This window comes from Nocardiopsis dassonvillei (genome assembly GCF_964273065.1).
Classification (GTDB): domain Bacteria; phylum Actinomycetota; class Actinomycetes; order Streptosporangiales; family Streptosporangiaceae; genus Nocardiopsis; species Nocardiopsis dassonvillei_B.
Window position 1 is genome coordinate 394,954 of sequence record NZ_OZ186815.1, and the last position, 17,582, is coordinate 412,535.

The 17,582-nt window shown below is 75.1% G+C and carries 21 protein-coding genes; 12 read left to right on the plus strand and 9 right to left on the minus strand.

Annotation, left to right across the window (positions count from 1 at the left end; genetic code table 11):
- Positions 1-36: 36 nt before the first annotated feature.
- Together ACSUPR_RS01945 and ACSUPR_RS01950 are read right to left on the minus strand one after the other, a co-directional pair.
- Positions 37-816, minus strand: coding sequence for an SAM-dependent methyltransferase (locus ACSUPR_RS01945; RefSeq protein WP_436888995.1), 780 nt, complete (start codon positions 814-816; stop codon positions 37-39).
- A 146-nt stretch (positions 817-962) separates the two neighbouring features.
- The gene (locus ACSUPR_RS01950; protein WP_436888997.1) at positions 963-1,727 is read right to left on the minus strand and encodes a (2Fe-2S)-binding protein; all 765 of its coding nucleotides are present in this window, start codon (positions 1,725-1,727) and stop codon (positions 963-965) included.
- A gap of 240 nt (positions 1,728-1,967) precedes the next feature.
- Between ACSUPR_RS01950 and ACSUPR_RS01955 the strand changes: the two genes are divergently transcribed.
- The 3 genes from ACSUPR_RS01955 to ACSUPR_RS01965 all read left to right on the plus strand — a co-directional run bounded on the left by ACSUPR_RS01955 (position 1,968) and on the right by ACSUPR_RS01965 (position 4,981).
- Positions 1,968-3,221, plus strand: coding sequence for a sensor histidine kinase (locus ACSUPR_RS01955; RefSeq protein WP_436892202.1), 1,254 nt, complete (start codon positions 1,968-1,970; stop codon positions 3,219-3,221).
- Positions 3,222-3,343: 122 nt separating this feature from the next.
- Complete coding sequence (locus ACSUPR_RS01960; protein WP_436892203.1) at positions 3,344-3,958, plus strand: LuxR C-terminal-related transcriptional regulator; 615 nt, start codon at positions 3,344-3,346, stop codon at positions 3,956-3,958.
- Positions 3,959-4,006: 48 nt separating this feature from the next.
- A complete protein-coding gene (locus tag ACSUPR_RS01965) occupies positions 4,007-4,981 on the plus strand; it encodes a DUF4097 family beta strand repeat-containing protein (protein ID WP_436888998.1) in 975 nt (324 codons plus the stop codon).
- Positions 4,982-4,984: 3 nt separating this feature from the next.
- Here the strand turns inward: ACSUPR_RS01965 and ACSUPR_RS01970 are convergent, their stop codons facing one another.
- A complete protein-coding gene (locus ACSUPR_RS01970; RefSeq protein ID WP_436889000.1) occupies positions 4,985-5,368 on the minus strand; it encodes a hypothetical protein in 384 nt (127 codons plus the stop codon).
- Between the two features lie 367 nt (positions 5,369-5,735).
- On the opposite strand from ACSUPR_RS01970, the gene ACSUPR_RS01975 reads away from it, so the two are divergent.
- From ACSUPR_RS01975 to ACSUPR_RS01995, 5 genes are all read left to right on the plus strand, one after another.
- Positions 5,736-6,425, plus strand: a complete 690-nt coding sequence (locus ACSUPR_RS01975) for a hypothetical protein (RefSeq protein WP_436889002.1) — start codon at positions 5,736-5,738, stop codon at positions 6,423-6,425.
- A gap of 11 nt (positions 6,426-6,436) precedes the next feature.
- Positions 6,437-6,859: a phage holin family protein gene (locus ACSUPR_RS01980; RefSeq protein ID WP_436889003.1), complete on the plus strand. Its 423-nt coding sequence runs from the start codon at positions 6,437-6,439 to the stop codon at positions 6,857-6,859.
- Positions 6,835-7,410 (plus strand): DUF3618 domain-containing protein, encoded by a 576-nt coding sequence (locus ACSUPR_RS01985; RefSeq protein WP_436889005.1) that lies wholly within the window; start codon positions 6,835-6,837, stop codon positions 7,408-7,410. The genes ACSUPR_RS01980 and ACSUPR_RS01985 overlap by 25 nt, the downstream gene beginning before the upstream one ends.
- Positions 7,411-7,569: 159 nt before the next feature.
- Positions 7,570-8,631: a YihY/virulence factor BrkB family protein gene (locus ACSUPR_RS01990; RefSeq protein ID WP_436889007.1), complete on the plus strand. Its 1,062-nt coding sequence runs from the start codon at positions 7,570-7,572 to the stop codon at positions 8,629-8,631.
- A 165-nt stretch (positions 8,632-8,796) separates the two neighbouring features.
- Positions 8,797-9,810, plus strand: coding sequence for a Gfo/Idh/MocA family protein (locus tag ACSUPR_RS01995; protein WP_436889009.1), 1,014 nt, complete (start codon positions 8,797-8,799; stop codon positions 9,808-9,810).
- On the opposite strand, the gene ACSUPR_RS02000 is transcribed toward ACSUPR_RS01995, so the two are convergent.
- From ACSUPR_RS02000 to ACSUPR_RS02010, 3 genes are all read right to left on the minus strand, one after another.
- Positions 9,791-10,684, minus strand: coding sequence for a GNAT family N-acetyltransferase (locus ACSUPR_RS02000; protein WP_436889011.1), 894 nt, complete (start codon positions 10,682-10,684; stop codon positions 9,791-9,793). The two genes, ACSUPR_RS01995 and ACSUPR_RS02000, sit on opposite strands and share 20 nt — an antisense overlap.
- 90 nt (positions 10,685-10,774) lie before the next feature.
- Complete coding sequence (locus ACSUPR_RS02005) at positions 10,775-11,731, minus strand: helix-turn-helix transcriptional regulator (RefSeq protein ID WP_436889013.1); 957 nt, start codon at positions 11,729-11,731, stop codon at positions 10,775-10,777.
- 39 nt (positions 11,732-11,770) lie between these two features.
- Positions 11,771-12,910: an MFS transporter gene (locus ACSUPR_RS02010; RefSeq protein ID WP_436889015.1), complete on the minus strand. Its 1,140-nt coding sequence runs from the start codon at positions 12,908-12,910 to the stop codon at positions 11,771-11,773.
- Between the two features lie 55 nt (positions 12,911-12,965).
- Between ACSUPR_RS02010 and ACSUPR_RS02015 the strand changes: the two genes are divergently transcribed.
- Positions 12,966-13,502: a CGNR zinc finger domain-containing protein gene (locus tag ACSUPR_RS02015; RefSeq protein ID WP_436889017.1), complete on the plus strand. Its 537-nt coding sequence runs from the start codon at positions 12,966-12,968 to the stop codon at positions 13,500-13,502.
- A 2-nt stretch (positions 13,503-13,504) separates the two neighbouring features.
- Here the strand turns inward: ACSUPR_RS02015 and ACSUPR_RS02020 are convergent, their stop codons facing one another.
- Both ACSUPR_RS02020 and ACSUPR_RS02025 read right to left on the minus strand, forming a co-directional pair.
- Complete coding sequence (locus tag ACSUPR_RS02020) at positions 13,505-14,344, minus strand: alpha/beta hydrolase (RefSeq protein ID WP_436889018.1); 840 nt, start codon at positions 14,342-14,344, stop codon at positions 13,505-13,507.
- Between the two features lie 100 nt (positions 14,345-14,444).
- The gene (locus ACSUPR_RS02025; RefSeq protein WP_436889020.1) at positions 14,445-14,852 is read right to left on the minus strand and encodes a RidA family protein; all 408 of its coding nucleotides are present in this window, start codon (positions 14,850-14,852) and stop codon (positions 14,445-14,447) included.
- A 133-nt stretch (positions 14,853-14,985) separates the two neighbouring features.
- On the opposite strand from ACSUPR_RS02025, the gene ACSUPR_RS02030 reads away from it, so the two are divergent.
- From ACSUPR_RS02030 to ACSUPR_RS02040, 3 genes are all read left to right on the plus strand, one after another.
- Positions 14,986-15,177, plus strand: coding sequence for an RNA polymerase subunit sigma-70 (locus ACSUPR_RS02030; protein WP_436889022.1), 192 nt, complete (start codon positions 14,986-14,988; stop codon positions 15,175-15,177).
- A gap of 4 nt (positions 15,178-15,181) precedes the next feature.
- Positions 15,182-15,739: a Clp protease N-terminal domain-containing protein gene (locus tag ACSUPR_RS02035; RefSeq protein ID WP_436889024.1), complete on the plus strand. Its 558-nt coding sequence runs from the start codon at positions 15,182-15,184 to the stop codon at positions 15,737-15,739.
- Positions 15,740-15,804: 65 nt separating this feature from the next.
- On the plus strand, positions 15,805-16,965 hold the full coding sequence (locus tag ACSUPR_RS02040; RefSeq protein WP_436889025.1) for an epoxide hydrolase family protein: 1,161 nt from the start codon (positions 15,805-15,807) through the stop codon (positions 16,963-16,965).
- Between the two features lie 52 nt (positions 16,966-17,017).
- Here the strand turns inward: ACSUPR_RS02040 and ACSUPR_RS02045 are convergent, their stop codons facing one another.
- Positions 17,018-17,500, minus strand: coding sequence for a hypothetical protein (locus ACSUPR_RS02045; RefSeq protein WP_436889027.1), 483 nt, complete (start codon positions 17,498-17,500; stop codon positions 17,018-17,020).
- Positions 17,501-17,582 lie beyond the last annotated feature (82 nt).

A 17,582-nucleotide genomic window follows, 5' to 3' on the forward strand; every position in this document is an offset into this window, starting at 1 on the left:
CCGTGCGCCGGGCCCCGCCCGGCGCACGGGCGCCCCTCAGACCCGGACCAGGGTCAGGTAGGCCATGCCCATGGTCTCCCGCCAGCCCTCCACGCGGGCCACCCGGTGCCGGTCGGAGCGGGCGCGGACCTCCTCGGCGTCGGGGGAGCCGGGGTTCTCCAGCAACCACTCCTCCCATCCCCTGGCGTGCCGGTTCTCGAAGTCGTCCCACTCCTCCAGGGAGGCCTGCGACAGCGCCCCCAGCCGGAATCCGTACGACAGGGCCAGATCCACCAGGCCGCGCATCGTCCGGTACTGCCCGCGCGGTGTGTCGTACATGGCGGCGAGTTCGGCGTCGGTGGGCTCGCGCGTCCAGAAGCACTCCCCGAACAGCAGCCGCCCGCCCGGACGCAGCAGGGCCGAGAGCGCCTCCAGGGCGTTGGTCGTGTGCTCCACCGGGTCCCCGCCCCAGACGTGGGTGGAGCCGACGTTGAACACCACGTCGGCCCCGGGCCGGCCCTGGGCGGTGTCCCTCCCCCCGGACCACTCGCCGGCGTCACCGACCACCAGCTCCACCCGGTCCGCCAGACCGCGCGCCCGGGCGTTGGCGCGGCCGTGGGCGATGGAGTCCTCGCCGATGTCGATGCCGAACCCGGTGGCGGTCGGCGCCGCCTCCAGGGTGCGCAGCAGCAGTTCGGCCCACCCGCACCCCACGTCCACGATGTGCTCGCCCCCGAGGGGGCCGAGGGTGCCGATGAGCCGGGCGGCGTGCGCGTCCGAGAGCGGACCGTTGAAATCGCAGTCCCGGTGCAGGGGAGGAACAGCAGGAGTGACCATCCGGGCAGGCTCCCACCCACCGCGCCCGGTGTCACCCGGTTTTCCCGGCACCGGCCCGACACGGGGGATCACGGCGCGGACGCCTCCGCCGTCCCGGGCCCCGCGGCGGATCGCCCGCACACGGCACCCCGCGGCACCGCGGCCGGTCAGCCGCGCAGCCCGCGCCCCGGGCCGGCCAGCGCGCAGTCGCCGCAGTACCCGGAGCCGGGCACCCGGTAGTACAGGCAGCAGGTGGTGCGCCGGAACACCGCCGCCCCGCCGGCGTCACGGCCGGTGTGGGAGCCGGTCCCGGCCAGCGGCGGGTGCTCGGTCAGCAGCCGCACGACCTCCTCGGCCCGCACCCGCACCCCGGGCCGCTCCGCGCCCAGCGAGCGCGCGGCCCCCGCCAGCGCCGAGGCGGTGTTGCCGCGCAGCAGCCCCGGGGCCACCCGGCCCGTACCGGCGGGCGCAGCGCCCAGGGCCTCCGCCACCGGATCCAGGACCCCTTCCAGGACGGCGGCGGCGATGTGCCCGGCCACCGCCGCGGGCTCGCGCGCGACCGGGTCCGCCCACCGCTGGGAGGTGCGCAGCTCCACCGGCCCGGCGGCGTCCGGGTCCCGGTGGAAGGCGTCCGCCCGGAGAGCCGCCCCGTGGCACAGCGCCGCGGCCAGCACCGGCGACAGCAGCCGGGTGGCCAGCCCCTGCTGGAACAGCGAGGCGCCCACCCGCCACTCCACCGCCTCCGGCGCGACCCCGGCGAACCCCGCCAGGCGCTCGCGCACCCGCTCCACCTCCGCCGCCACCTCGGCCGGGGCCGGGGCGCCCAGGGCCCGCCAGCCGGGCCCGGGAGGACGCGGGTCCAGGGCGAACAGCATGTTGACCCGGCCGATGTCGACCAGCACCGGGGCCACCTCGATCCGCCCGCCGCCCATGCCCGCCCCTCTCCGGTCCCGCTGCCGCGTTCCGGGTAGTGCCACCACCACCGCGTGTCCACGTGCTGATGGCATCGTGTCCGCACCGGCCCCGAACCTAGATTGGGGTACGTGACCGGTCACAGTCCATCCATCGCACGGCCCGGCGGCCCGCCCGCGGCCCCTCCGGGGCTCGCGCGCACCGACGCGGCAGCCTACGGGGCGTCCTGGCGTACCCGGGCGGTCGAGGTCGCCCACCTGATGACCTCCCTCGCCCTGTCGCTGTTCTACCTGGTCCCCGCGCTCATGCTGGTCGTGGCCGCCTCCTGGCTGGGGTTCGCCATCACTCCGGGGGCGGACGACCCCTGGCAGGGGGGCCTGTGGGGCTTCGTCACCGAGGCGCTGGGCATGCTGGTCCTGCTGCCCGCCGTCGCGGCCCTGCTGGCCCGGCTGGCCTGCCGGGTGCAGCGCCACCGCCTGGGCACGGTGTTCGGGATCGTGGAGACCGCCCCGCCCGACCCGCTGGCCCCCGACGGCCGCTGGCCGCGGCTGTGGCGGTTCGTGTTCGGGCGCGAGACCTGGTCCATGGTCGTCTACACCACCGCCGCCGGGCTGCACGGGCTGCTGCTGGGCGGGGTCGTGGTGGTCCTGGTGGTGTGCGGTGCGGCGGTCGGCATCGGCGCCCTGGTCGGCATCGTGTTCATCCTGGTGCAGGGCCAGCCCTCGGACCTGGTCGGCCCGCTGGTCCAGGTGGTCCTGGGCCCGCTGGCCGCGCTGGTGGGGCTGCGCCTGGCGCCGTACACGGTGGCCACCGAGGTGACACTGCACCGGGCCCTGCTGTTCGACGCACCCGAGGTGCGCATGCGCCGACGCCTCTCACACGTCCAGGACAGCCGGCTGCGCATGGTGGACGCCGCGGAGGCCGAGAGGCGCCGTATCGAACGCGACCTGCACGACGGCGCCCAGCAGAGGCTGCTCGCCCTGACCCTGACGCTCACCCGGGCCCGTGCCCGCGTGGGCACCGACCCCGACGCGGCCCTGGAACTGATCACCGAGGCCCAGCGCGAGTCCCGCGAGGTCATGGAGGACCTGCGCGAGGTCGCCCGCGGCCTGCACCCGCGGGTGCTCACCGACCGCGGGCTGCCCGCCGCCCTTCCGGTGGCCGCCGGGCGCTCGCCCGTCCCGGTCAGGGTCGAGGTGGACCTGGCCGAGCGCCCCTCGGCGCGGGCCGAGGGCGTCGCCTACTACGTGGTGTGCGAGGCGCTCACCAACGTGGCCAAGCACTCCGGCGCCACCCGTGTCACCGTCTCCGCCCGGCGTGTGAGCGCCCGCCGCGGCGGCGACCTGCTGCGGGTGGCCGTCACCGACGACGGCAGGGGCGGCGCCGACCCCGAGTCCGGCAGCGGCCTGTACGGCCTGTGGGACCGGGTGGACGCCGTCGACGGCGTCCTGACCGTGCACAGCCCGGCCGGAGAGGGCACCGTCCTGACCGCCGACATCCCCTGGGAGGCATGAGAACCGTGTACCACGGCCACGACGCGCGACCGGTCCCCTACGGGGCCGCACAGGAGGGCGGCGCCCCGGACGGGGAGCCGCGGGTCATCATCGCCGAGGACTCGGTGCTGCTGCGCAGCGGCATGGCCCGGCTGCTGGAGGACGCCGGGGTGGAGGTGCTCGCCGAGGTCGGCGACGCCGACGCGCTGATGGGCGCGATCGGCGACCACCCGGACGTGGACCTGTGCCTGGTGGACATCCGCATGCCGCCCACCTACTCCGAGGAGGGCATCAAGGCGGGGATCCGCATTCGCGAGGAGCACCCCGAGGTGGCGGTGCTGCTGCTGTCCCAGCACGTGGTGGGCCGCTACGCCGCCGAACTGTTCGGCGGACGCGACATGTCCAGGGTCGGCTACCTGCTCAAGGACCGGGTGGCCGACATCGACGAGTTCCTGACCGTGCTGCGCCGGGTGGCCGGGGGAGGCGCGGCGATCGACCCCGAGGTGGTGTCGCAGTTGCTCAGCGGACACCGGGGCAGCGCCCTGGACCGGCTCACGCCCCGGGAGACCGAGGTGCTGGAGGTGATGGCCCAGGGGCTCAACAACGCGGGGATCGCGTCCCGGCTGACCGTCACCGAGCGCGCGGTGGAAAAGCACATCAGGTCGATCTTCACCAAGCTCGACCTGGGCCAGGACGACCACGACCACCGCAGGGTGCAGGCGGTCCTGCACTACCTGCGCGACCACGACCGGAACTGACCGGCACCGGAGTACGAGGGGGCGAGAGCCCGAACGGAGAGGAAGACAGTGACATTCAAGGCGCGGGGGCTGTACGCCTCGTCGAGCAAGGAGCCCCGCAGCGGGTTCCGCATCGGACCGTGGCTGGTGCTGGGCGGCGTCCTGGTGGCGGGCCTGGTCGTGGTGATCGCGTTCTCGGTGCTGGGGAACGTGGGAGTGGACCGGGGCGACAGGGCCGACTCCTTCGCCGCACCCGAACGCGTGGTCGTGGAGAACGAGACCGGCGGCCGGGTCTCCTTCACCTTCGCCGACGGCGACCGGGTCCAGGTGGACCGGGAACTGCGCGGCACCCCCCTGACCGATCCCGACGAGGACATCGAGACCGACGACGGGGAGCTGCGCATCGACGCCGACTGCTCGGGCGTGTGGTTCCTGGAGGGCTGCTCGGTGGACTACGACATCGCGGTGCCCGCCGGGGTGGAGGTGCAGGTGGAGACCGTCAGCGGCGAGGTCACCGTCACGGGCCTGGAGGGCGGGGTGGAGGCGTCCAGCGTGAACGGGCTGGTGGAGGTCACCGACGTCACCGGCGACGTGCGGGTCGAGACCACCTCCGGGCGGATCGAGGTCGCCGGGATCACCGGATCGGTGGACCTGGAGAGCACCAGCGGCTCCATCACCGCCGCCGGTGAGGGCGAGCGGCTGCACGCCTCCAGCACCTCCGGCGACGTGGACCTGACCGGGTTCACCGCCGGGTCGGTGGAGGCCGAGTCCACCAGCGGGCGGGTGTCGGTGGGCGGCGGCTTCGACACCGCGGAGGTCTCCTCGGTCTCCGGGAGTGTGGAGGTCGCCACCGAGGACGCCTTCCGGACGCTCGCGGTGGAGACGACCAGCGGCAGAGTGGACATCGACGTCCCGGCGGGCGCCTACGACGTGACCGGCGAGTCCGTCTCGGGCGGGCGCGACATCGGGGTGCAGGCCTCCTCCTCCGGCCCCCGCATCCAGGTGGACACCGTCAGCGGCGGGGTCCGGATCGGGGAGTCGTGAGGGTCAGGCGCGGGTGAAGCGCAGCGCCGCCCAGTCCGAGTCGATCGGCACCTGGGCGGCGGGGCGCCACCCGTCGTCGACCAGGACGCCCCAGCCCCGGTCGGGGCCCAGGTCGGTGATGATGGTGCCGCCGCGCTGGGGGTAGCACACCCAGGCGGCCGCGGACGGGGACAGGGTCTTGAGGATCGGGTGGACCTCGCGGGCCACCGTCCCCCGGTCCAGGGCGAACAGGTGCACCGAGTCGTACTCGGCGCCCTCGATGGGGCCCAGGTCGATCTGCACGTCGGGCGGCGGCTCCAGCAGCCCCAGGTACCGCTCGGGGGCGTTGAGCACGAGCAGCCGGTCGCCGGGGCGGACCCCGAGCCTGTGGGCGAGCGTCTCCGACATGTCCCCCTCCGATTCCGGTGGACGGGCCCCTTCCCGTCCTAGGGGCCACCGTACGGGCAGGGCGCCGGGAAACCGAGCACCTGCCCCCGCTCGACCCGGACATGACCGCTTTTTTAGGGTGCCCCGGGCCGGGGTCCCCGGCCCGGGGCCGGTGGGGCGCGAATCCGCCACGGGAAGGGCGATCTCGGTCCCCCGGGGACGGCCGGGGCGGATGCGCCCCCGGCTCCCGCCGCCCGGTCCGGGGCGTATCCGCCCCCTCTCGGACCCGCGTTTCCCGCAGGGCGCCGTCGTGCGATGTGTAGCCGGGGGCGGCACGGGTAGGCGCGGCCCCAACCGAGGAGACAACCGGCTTCGAGGAGGCTTGGTGATGCACTCGAACGAGGGAACGGGCGGGTCCGGAAAGGCCGGAGAGCTGGCCGGGACCGCCCGGGAGGCGGCCGGGGAGGTCGCGTCGACAGCGGGGGAGCAGGCGCGCTCCCTGAGCGCGGAGGCCCGTTCGGAGGCCGTGCACGTCGCGGAGGACGTCCGGTCGCGACTGCGCGAGGAGGCCCGGGAGCAGACCCGGCGGACCTCGCAGAACCTGCGCCAGTGGTCCGACGAGCTGTCCTCCATGGCCGACCAGGGGGTCCCCGGGTCCCCGGTGCGCGACGTCGTGCGCCAGGTGGCGCAGGGCGGACAGGGCGCCGCGGACTTCCTGGAGCGCCGGGGGATCGACGGCCTGATCGAGGAGACCAAGGACTTCGCCCGCCGCAGGCCGGTGGCCTTCCTGGCCGGTGCGGCGCTCGCCGGGTTCGTGGCCGGGCGCGTCCTCAAGGCGTCGTCCGACTTCACGGACCGGGGCGGTGACGAACAGCCCGAGGCGGCCGGCGCCGGTGAGCGGACGCCGAGGCCGCGCCGGGAGGACACCGGGCCCGACACCCCGGCCGAGTGGCTCAACCGCCGCGAGGAGGCGCGTCCCGGGGCGGCCGGCCACGAGCCGCCCGGATACGGCGCCCCGCAGCCGGACGAGGTCGCTCCGCCGCCCGCCGCCCCCGGTACGCCGGGGCGGCCCTACTGAGGGAGGCCGACATGGCGACAGTTCCGCAGCCGTCCCCGCGCGGGGAGGACGACGGGCACGACCCCTCCTTCTCCGAACTGCTCGGCGAGGTGACGGGCGACCTGCAGACCCTGTTCCGACAGGAGGTCGCCCTGGCCAAGGCCGAGGTCCGCGAGGAGGCGGTCAAGGCCGGCAAGGCCGCGGGCCTGCTCAGCGGCGCCGGGTTCTCCGCCTACATGGCACTGCTGCTGCTCAGCCTCGCCGCGGTGTTCGGGCTGGCGGTGTTGATCGGACCGGGCTGGGCCGCGCTGGCCGTGGCCCTGGTGTGGGCGATCGTCGCCCTGATCCTGTTCGTCACGGGCCGCAAGCGCATGCGCGAGGTCTCACCCAAGCCCGAACGGACCATCGAGACCCTGAAGGAGGATGTCCAATGGGCGAAACACCCGACGAGATAAGGCAGGACATCGACCGGACCCGCAGCGAACTGGTCCACGACACCGACCGGCTCGTGGACCGGGCCCGGCCCGGCAGCATCGCCGACCGCGGCACCCGGCGGATCCGGGACAGGGGCCGGCGGCTCAAGGACCGGGTCATGGGCGCCGCCCCCTCCCGCGACGAGGTGTCCGGGCGGGTCCGGCACACCGCCGACCAGGCCGCCGACCTGGCCAGATCGGTGCCCGAACAGGCCGTGCGGCAGACCCAGGGCAGCCCCGTCGCCGCCGGGCTGATCGCCTTCGGCGCCGGCTTGCTGGCCGCCTCGGTCCTCTCCGAGAGCCGTGCCGAGCAGCGTGCCGCCCAGCGCCTGGGCGAGCACGCCGGCGGGGCGGTCGAACCGGTCCGCCGTGCGGTGGCAGAGTCCGCCGAACACGTGAAGGAGCAGGCCGTGGAGTCCGCGCGGACCGCCGGCGAGCACGTCAGGGACAGCGCCGCCGAGGCCGCGCGCACCACCGGCGAGCACGCCCGGCACGAGGCCGGGGCGGCCGCCGAGGAGATGCGCGGTTCCTGACCCGCCCGCGCACGTTCCGTCGTGCCGCCCCGGGTCCCGGGGCGGCACGACGGGGCCGGAGGGGGCGGTGGAGGCCGGGCGGCCGCCCGGCCTCCACCGCCTCTCCCGGTCGGTGTGCGAGGACCCGGCGGCCGGGGACGAACGAGGAAGGAGCGGACGATGGTGGGACACGATCCCGAGGAAGCGCGTGCGCGGGGCTCCGCCCGTGAGGAGGCCGACGCGCCGACCGACATGCCCGCCTCCTCGTGGTGGGCCTCCCTGCGCCGGACCGTGACCGAGTTCCGCGCCGACGCCCTGACCGACCTCGCCGCCGGTCTCACCTACTACGCGATCCTGGCCGTCTTCCCGGCGCTGTTCGTGCTGGTGTCCCTGGTGGGCCTGGCCGGACCCGAGGCCACGCGGACCCTGACCGAGAACATCACGGGGACCGTGCCGGCCGACGCCGGCCGGCTCCTGACCACGGCGATCGAGAACCTGCAGGCCAACCAGGCGGCGGCCGGGATCTTCGGTCTGGTCAGCCTGGCCGTGGCCCTGTGGTCGGCCTCCGGCTACATCGCGGCCTTCATGCGCGCCTCCAACGTCGTCTACGACGTCCCCGAGGGACGGCCGATCTGGAAGACGCTGCCGATCCGTGTCGGCGTCACCCTGCTGATGGTCGTGCTGCTGACCCTGACCGTGGTCGGCGTCACCCTCACGGGGGGCGCGGCGGAGTGGCTCGGGAACCTGCTGGGGCTCGGGCCGACCGTGGTGACGGTCTGGGACATCGCCAAGTGGCCCGTGCTGCTGCTCATGGTGGTGTTCATGATCGCGCTCCTGTACTGGGCCTCGCCCAACGCCAGGCGCGGGTTCCGGTGGGTCAGCCCCGGGAGCGTGCTGGCGATCGTGCTGTGGATCCTGGCCTCGGCGGCCTTCGCCTTCTACGTGGCCAACTTCGCCTCCTACGGCAGGACCTACGGCAGCCTGGCGACGGTGGTGATCTTCCTGGTGTGGCTGTGGATCAGCAACATCGCGATCCTGCTCGGCGAGGAGTTCAACGCCGAGATCGAGCGCGGACGGGCCATCTCCGGGGGGCTCCCCGAGGACGCGGAGCCCTACGTCGAGATGCGCGACGATCCCGCGGACGGGCGCGGGCGCCGTCGGCGGGACCACGGGCACGAGGGGGGCGTCCCGCGCCAGGGGAGGTCCCGGGAGGACCACCCCCGGGAGCAGCACCGCTCCTGAGGTTCCCCGGCCCCGGCGCGCGAGGCGGTCCGCGCGCCGGGGCCCCGCCGTGCCCGGGCCCGCGGGGCGGTCGGGGCCGGATCCCGCTCCGCCGAACGGCCGGGACGGGGCCCGTGGGCCTTCCCCCGCTCGACCCGGACATGACCGGGTTTTTAGGATGTCCCCATGACAGATGAGAACGGCGTGATGCGCTGGGGCGTGCTCGGCACGGGCGGGATCGCCCACTCCTTCATGGAGGGCCTGCGGGCCACCCCCACGGCGCACGTCACCGCGGTCGGCTCGCGTACGTGGGAGCGCGCCCACGAGTTCGCGGCGGCCTGGGACGTCCCCCGGGCCCACGGCTCCTACGCCGACCTGGCCGCCGACCCCGACGTGGACGCGGTGTACGTGGCCACCCCCCACCCCTGGCACCACCCGCAGAGCCTGCTGTGCCTGAACGCCGGCAAGCACGTGCTGGTGGAGAAGCCGATGGCGATGAACGCCTTCCAGGCCGCGGAGATGGCGCAGGCCGCCCGTGACAACGGGGTGTTCCTCATGGAGGCGATGTGGACGCGCTTCCAGCCCGTCCACCGCCTGGTGCGCGACCTGGTCGCCGACGGCGCGGTCGGAGAGCTCACCCACGTGACCGCCGACTTCGGGGTCAACGCCCCCTACGACCCCGACCACCGGCTGTTCAACGCCGACCTGGGCGGCGGCGCCCTGCTGGACCTGGGCATCTACCCGCTGGCGCTGGCCTCGTGGTACCTGGGCGAGCTGACCCTGGTGGGCGCCACCCGGCGCCTGTCACCGGACAACATGGTGGATGTGCACACCGCGATGCTGGTGCGCGGGGAGCAGGGCGCCACGGCGGCCCTGGCCTGCGCGTCGCGCACATCCCTGCCCGGGACGGCGGTGCTGGCCGGGACGCTGGGACGGGTGGAGATCCCCCTGTTCTGGGCGGCCACCGAGGCGGTGCTGCACCGCGACGGCCGCGAACCGGAGGCGTTCCACCGCCCCTTCCGCGCCAACGGCTACGAGTACGAGGCCGAGGAGGTCGCCCGGTGCGTGGCCGCCGGGCTTTCCCAGAGTCCGGACATGACCTGGGACGAGAGCCTGCGACTGGCCTCGCTGATGGACAGGGTGCGCGACATGGGCGGGCTGGTGTACAGCGCGCCCACGGTCAAGGCCGTACCGCTGTGAGCAGCCCGACGGTGTCGGGGTGGAACGGCGCGGCGGGCGCACCGCCGCGCCGGGGCCGTCCGCCCAGGGCGGGCATGCGGCGCACCCGGGAGCGGGCGGCGCGGGCCAGGGCGCACCGGGCCAGCGCGGCGGCGTCCAGGTGCGCCACGACCATGAGGGCGTCCTTGGGGCCGACGGTGCGGGCGAAGAGGTCGTCGATGCCGCTGTGCCCGCTGCGCGGGCGCACGCCGTAGATGTCGCCCTCGAACACCCGGTAGGCGTCGCGCACCACCAGGGTGTCGGGTTCCAGGCCGGGGCCGTCGCCGAGCCAGTCGGCGGCCTCGGCCGCCACGCGCCGGACCCGAGCGGGGAGGGGCCGGCGCGTGTTGGGGAAGACCCGGTTGGGGCCCAGGTTGTGCAGCCACCCCGCGTAGACGGCGGGATGGCGGGTGCGCATGACCACGTCCATGCCGCGCAGCGGCCGGGTGCGGATCTCCCGGGTCAGGAAGTGCGTCATCAGCGACGAGACGGCCCCGGTGCGACGGTGGGCGGGCACCACGCCGGCGGCGTCCAGGTACAGGGCGGGGCGACCGGCCAGACGCAGCCGGTGGTAGCCGCCCCAGCCGACCGGGACTCCGCCGCCGTCCAGGATCAGGGCCAGGGAGGTGACGCGGTCGAAGAACCCGCTCTCGACGCGGGCGTGCCAGTAAGCGGAGTGGTCGGCGCCGAAGGCGCGGGCGGCCAGACCGCGCAGGACCGCGTGGAGCCGGTCGCGGCGGTCGGCCGACAGGGCGGCGGGGGAGTCCCAGCGGGCGATCCGGTAGCCGGGGCACAGGTCGCGGACGGTCGGCAGAGGGTCGAGGCCGGGTGACGGCCTGAGAACACGGGCGAGCACGCGAATCCCACTTTCATCACTCTGGGAAATTGAATGACTCCCCACAGTAGTTGCTCTGGGATGTCCGCGTGCGGGTTTCCCCCGGGGCGGTCAGTCGGCGGCGCGGCGCAGGCGGTCGGCGAGATCGGCCATCTCGGTGCGCAGCTCCGCGGGTTCCTCCACCCGCATCTCCACGTCCAGCATGGCCAGGTAACAGGCCATCACCTTCAGCGAGTCGCCCGCGACCTCCAGGCGGCAGGAGGTGTCGTCGACGGGCTCCAGCCGCCCGTACTCGCCGATGCCGCGCCCGGCGGCCTCCTCGGCGCCGATGAGCAGCCGCAGACGGGCCTTGTGGGGCCACATGTGGAAGTTCATCCGTTCGGCGAGGTAGGCGGCCACCCCCTGCTCGGGCGGGTCGCGCGGGGGTACCCGCGGTCCGGTGGGGGTGAGCGGGCGCATCCGGTCCACCCGGAAGGTGCGCCAGTCGTCGCGCTCGTTGTCCCAGGCCACCAGGTACCAGAGCCGCCCGCGCGAGACCAGGCGGTGGGGCTCGGTGACGCGGCGCGTGAGGGTGCCGTCGTGGCTCTCGTAGTCGAAGCGCAGCCGCTCACCGTCGCGGCACACGCCCGCCACCAGCGCCAGCACGTCGGCGTCCACGGTGGGTCCCCCGCCCGGCATGGGGACGGTGAAGGTGCCCAGGGCGTCCACCCGGCGGCGCAGCCGGGAGGGCAGCACCATGAGCAGCTTGGCCAGGGCGCGCACCGAGGTCTCCTCGATGCCGCTCACCCCGCCCTGGGCGGCGGTGCGCAGCCCCACCGCGACCGCGACGGCCTCGTCGTCGTCCAGCAGCAGCGGCGGCAGGGAGGCGCCCGCGCCGAGCTGGTAGCCGCCGCCGGTGCCCATGGAGGCCTGGATCGGGTAGCCCAGTTCGCGTAGGCGGTCCACGTCGCGGCGCACGGTGCGCGCACTCACCTCCAACCGGTCGGCGAGTTCGCTCCCGGGCCAGTCCTTGCGGGTCTGGAGCAGGGACAGCAGGCGTAGCAGGCGTGAGGACGTGGTGGTCGACATACCCGAAGTCTGCCAGGAGTGCAGGACAGATCGTGTCCGCTACCGGCGGGGGAGTAGAGCGGCGGCCAGGTGCAGGGCCGCAGCCGCACCCAGGCACACCGGGAGGGAGGCCTGCGCCAGCGGCCCGGCCAGGGCGGCGCCCGCCGCGAACGCCGAGATCTTCAGGCTCGCCCCGGTGGTGAACACCCGCGCCCTCAGCCGCTCGGGCGCCTCCCGGTGGCGGATCGCGAACAGGGCGCTCAGCTGGGGCCCCTCGGCCGCGCCCACCGCGGCCAGGGACACCAGCAGCGGGAGCACACCGCCCGTCCATGCGGCCACGGCCGTGCCCGCCGCCTGGACGCACACGCACACGCGCAGCAGGACGTCGGGGGAGACCGCTCCGGGGCGGCGGGCCAGTACCAGGTTGGCGGCCAGCGAGCACACCGCCATTCCCGACAGCAGCAGCGCCCCCTGCTCGGCGCCGCCCAGCAGGCGCATGCCCAGCAGCGGGGCGCACACCACGAGCATCCCGGTCCCGGCGATGGACAGCGAGGTGGCCGCGGTGGCCCACCGCAGCGCCCCCGGCGCCAGGACCGCCCGCACCCCCTCCCACAACTCGCGCAGGACGGGCCCGGCCGGGCTCCCCGGCGGGGCCGCGGGCAGGGCGAGCGCGGCCGGGACCGCCAGGGCGATGAGCACGGCCGCGACGGCGGCCGCCGCACCGGCCCCGGCCAGGGCTGCCACCGCCCCCGCCAGCGCCGGGCCCAGCAGGGAGGCGGCGCCGAAGGTCATCGCGTCCCAGACCTGCACCCGCGCCGACCGGGGCCCGGCCGCCACTCGGGGCAGCTGCGCGGTCCACCCGCCCGAGAGCACCGGGCCCAGCAGCCCCACCGCCACCGCCGCCCCGACCGCCCAGGGCAGCGGGACCCGGTCCAGCGCCAGGGCCAGGAGCCCGAACCCGGCCGCGTAGGCGCCCAGCGCCCACGCCAGCAGCGCCCCGGGCCGCCGGGAGCGGTCCAGCAGGGCCCCCACCAGCGGGCCGCCCACCGCCGCCGCCCCGGTCAGCCCCGCCAGCAGGGCCGAGCCCGCCACCACCTCGCCGGTCAGCGCCACCCCCAGCAGGAGCAGCGCGGGACCCGACATCTCATCGCCCGTCCGGGCGGCGGCCGCCCCGCCCAGGTACCTCACCACGTTACGCACGGGCCGGACGCTACGGGGTAACGCCACAAACCAGAAGAGGCGTTACAGTGGCGGCATGCCGACGCCCACCGTCCTGACCGGCCGATCGGTACGGGCGGTCGCCGCCCGCACCGCGGACCTCGTCAACGCCCTGGCCGAACCGGGCGCCGACCCGGCGCGGGTGGAGGCGGTGCTGCGCGCCCACGGGGAGGACGAGGCCGTCACCGGGGCCGACGTCGCGGCACTGCGCGGGGCCGCCGACCGCATCCGCCGGGTCCTGGAGGCGAGGACCACGTCCGCGGCCGCCGCCGAGGCCAACGCCCTGCTGGCCGCCGCGCACCGGCCCCGGCTCACCGACCACGGCGGCACCACGCACTGGCACGTCCACACCGACTCCCGAGACGACGCACCGCTGGACGAGTGGTTCGCCGCCTCGGCGGGGCTGGTGCTGGCGCTGCTGCTCACCGACCGCCAGCGCCCGCCGGGCGGGGTGTGCGGCGACGGCGGCTGCGGGCGGGTGTTCATCGACACCGGAAGCGGCAGCCCCCGCCGGTTCTGCTCCAGGCGGTGCGCCACCCGCTCGCGGGTGCGGGCGCACCGCGCCCGCGCCTGAGTTCAGCCGCTCCGGTCGACCCAGGCGGCGACGCGCTCCATGAGGAGTTCTCCGGTGGGGTCGCCGTCGAGGAGGGCGAGCAGGGAGAACCCGTGCGGCAGCCCCTCCAGCACGTCCACCCGCACCGGGGTGCCCGCCGCGTGCGCGGCCGCGGCACAGCGCAGGGTGTCGTCCAGCAGCGCCTCGGCCCCGCCGACCACCATGAGCAGCGGTGGCAGCCCCGACAGGTCGCCGTGCAGCGGCGACTGCGGGGCCGCGTCGCGCGCGGCCCCGCCCAGGTAGCGGCCGGTGAGGTCGGCGATGAGCGCGCGGTCCACCCCCGGGTCCCCCGGGGAGCCGGAGACCAGGGAGGGGCCGGACAGGGTCATGTCGGTGACGGCGGACTGTGTCACGACGGCGGCGGGCAGCGGATCGCCCGCCTCCCTGAGCACGAGCAGCGCCGACAGGGTCAGCGCCCCGCCGGAGGATTCGCCGACCACCGCGATGTGCTCGGGCGCGAACCCCTCGGCGAGCAGGTGCCGGTAGGCGGCGACCACGTCGTCCAGGGGCGCGGGGAAGGGGTGGTCGGGTGCCAGCCGGTGGTGCACCGCCAGGGCGGGGCGCCCGGTGGCCGCCGACAGGCGGCGGGCGGCCGCCGCGATCAGCCCCGGGTCGCGGTGCACGAACCCGCCGCCGTACACGTACAGCACCGCGCCGCGCTCGCGGGAGGCGCCGGGGGCGTTCAGCCACACGCCCCCGGGCGCGGGTTCGCCGCCGGGGCCGCGCAGGGGGGCGGGGTCGGTCAGGGAGGCCGCCACCCGGGCGGCGGCGCCGGGGTGGGCGGGAAGGCGGTCGATCTGCATGGGAACAGGTCTACCGCCCCCCTTTCGACCTGTCATCGGATTATCGGATCTCCTGTCCCGGACCGTGGGCCGCCCCCGGAGCGGGCTGCGGCCCGGCCGCTCAGCGCGCGGCGGCCACGGCGACGGCCTCCACCTCCACGAGCTGGTCGTCGTAGCCCAGGGCGGCCACGCCGAGCAGGGTGGAGGGCGCGTCGTGCTCGCCCATGTGGGCGCGCACCACCTCCCAGGCGGCGACGAGGTCCTCCTGGCGGGAGGAGGCGACGTAGACGGTGGTCTTGACGACGTCGGCGAGCGAGGCCCCGGCATCGGCCAGGGCGGTGCGCAGGTTGCGCATCACCTGTTCGGCCTGCCCCACGACGTCGCCCACCGCGACGGTGGCCCCCTGCTCGTCCAGGGGGCAGGCTCCGGCCGTCCACACGGCCCGCAGGGGCCCGGCGGCCGTGGCGGCGTAGGCGTAGTCGACGGTGTCGGTGAGGGTGGCGCTGCGGACGAGGCGGACGGCGGTCATGGTTCTCCTGATCTGTCGGCGGGTTCTCCTCCGGGGTCCGATGCCGCCGGGGCGGGTGCGGTTCGGGCTTCTGCCGCCAGCAGAGCCGTCAACATTTCTTGACGCTCAGATCATGTCAAGGTAACTTGACATCATGGAAGAGGGAACGCCGCTCGACGCCGCCACCGGCCTGACCGCCGTCGCCGCCCTGCGCAAACTCGCCGACCACCTGGAGGCCCTGCACGTGCGCGCCGCCCGCGAGCAGGGCCTGTCCTGGCAGGAGATCGCCGACCACCTGGGCGTGACCCGCCAGGCCGTCCACCAAAAGCACGCCCACCAGGAGTGACACCGTGTTCGAACGCTTCAGCCGCACCGCCCGCGCCATCGTCACCGACGCCGTCGCCACCGCCGCCGAGCACGGAGACGCCAAGGTCGGCCCCGCCCACCTGCTGCTCACCCTGGCCCGCTCCGAGGGCACCGGCGCCCGCATCCTCGCCGAGGCCGGGATCACCCCGGACATGCTCGCCGACCCGCCCACCGGCCCCGCCGGGCTCAACACCCGCGAACTCGACGCACTGCGCGCCGTCGGCATCGACACCGACGCCCTGTTCCGCCGCCTGGAGGAGGCCTTCGGTCCCCAGGCCCTGACCCCGCCCGCCGAGCCCGCCCCGCCCCGGCGGCGCGGACGCCTGGGCAGCCCCTTCGACGCCAGGGCCAGGAAGGTGCTGGAGCTGTCCCTGCGCGAGACCATCGCCGCCGGTCACCCCGCCATCGACTCCGCCCACCTCCTGCTGGCCCTGCTCCGCCAGGGTCCGCCCGAGCCCGCGGCCTCGGTGCTGGCCGAGCACGGCCTCACCCACGACACGGTCCTGCGCCGCACCCGCGAGCTCCTCGACGAGGCGGCCTGAGAAGAACCCGCTCCGGCCAGAGTGGAGGACAGAAACCGTCCTCCACTCTTTCTACTGTGGGACACATGAAGAACAGCGCGGCCATCCGCCCCTTCCGCATCGACATCCCCCGGGACCTGATCGAGGACCTGCACGCCCGGCTCGACGCCACCCGCTGGCCCGCGCAGCTCCCCGGCCGGGAGTGGAGCACCGGTGCCCCCACCGCCTGGCTGCGCGAGCTCGCCGACCACTGGCGCCACGGCTACGACTGGCGCGAGGCCGAGGCGGAGCTCAACGCCTTTCCGCAGTTCACCACCGAGATCGACGGCCAGAACATCCACTTCCTGCACGTCCGCTCGCCCGAGCCCGACGCGCTGCCCCTGCTGCTCACCCACGGCTGGCCCGGCTCGGTGGTGGAGTTCCTCGATCTCATCGGCCCCCTCACCGACCCCCGCTCCCACGGCGGCGACCCCGCCCACGCCTTCCACGCGGTCATCCCCTCGCTTCCCGGGTTCGGCTTCTCCGGCCCGGTCTCCGACACCGGCTGGAACTCCAAGCGCATCGCCCGCGCCTGGGCCGAGCTGATGGACCGCCTGGGCTACGAGCGCTTCGGCGTCCAGGGCGGCGACCTGGGCGCGGCCGTCTCGCCCGACGTCGCCCGATGCGTCCCCGAACGGGTGGTGGGCGTGCACGTCAACGGCGGCCTGGGCATGCCCCCCGAGGAGATGTCCGAAGAGGAACTGGCCTCCCTCACCGACCTGGAACGAGACCGCATCGCCCGCATCGGCGAGTTCATGACCGAGCAGTTCGGCTACATCTCCATCCAGGGCACCCGGCCCCAGACCCTGGGCTACGGTCTCAACGACTCGCCCGTCGGCCAACTCGCCTGGATCATGGAGAAGTTCCGCGAGTGGACCCACCCCCGCACCGCCCTGCCCGAGGAGGTCATCGACCGCGACCGGCTGCTCACCAACGTCATGCTCTACTGGCTGACCGGCACCGCGACCTCCGCCGCCTACGTCGGCTACGCCAACGAGATGGGCTGGGGCGAGGTCGACGAGGACTCCGGGGTGCCCACCGGCGTCATCGTGTTCGCCCACGACGTCGGCATCCGCCGCTACTCCGAGGCCGAGAACACCATCGTCCGCTGGACCGACGTCCAGGACCGCGGCGGGCACTTCGCCGCCCTGGAGGAGCCCGAACTGCTCCTGGACGACGTGCGCGCCTTCTTCGCCGACCTGCGCTGACCCGCGGGACCGACCGGCGGTGCCCCGCCCCCGGGGCCGGGGCACCGCCGTGTCAGGCCAGGACCGCCACGCCCAGCGCGGCCAGCGCGCCGAACCCGACACCCCACAGGACGATGGCCACCGCCTGCCAGAACACCACCGCGCCGCGGGGTGCGCCGAAGGAGACGGTCGCCGCCGCGGTGATCTGGCTGGGTAGCGCCAGCGGGCCCAGCAGGGCCACACCGGCCACGCCGTACCGGTCGAACTGCCTGCGCAGCTTGGCGCGGCGAGGGGAGGCCTCCTTCTCGGGCCGGTCCCCGCGGCCCGCGAGCACCTTGTCGCGCACCCGCACGGACATGGCCACCGAGAACAGCATGGACGCCAGGTTCCCGGCGACCGCCGCCGGGACCGCGACCCAGACCGGGAGGCCGGCCACCACCCCCAGCGCGGACCCGCTGTAGGACTCCACGAACGGGATCATCCCCAGCGCGATCACCACGACCCATTGCAGGGCCACGGGGAGCTGGGAGGTGAAGTCCTGGAGGAACTCGATCATCGGAGAAGCCCTTCGTCGTCGGCGGATCGATCAGGACCCCACCATCGCCCGAAGGCCCCCTCTCCCGGCAGTGCGCCCACGT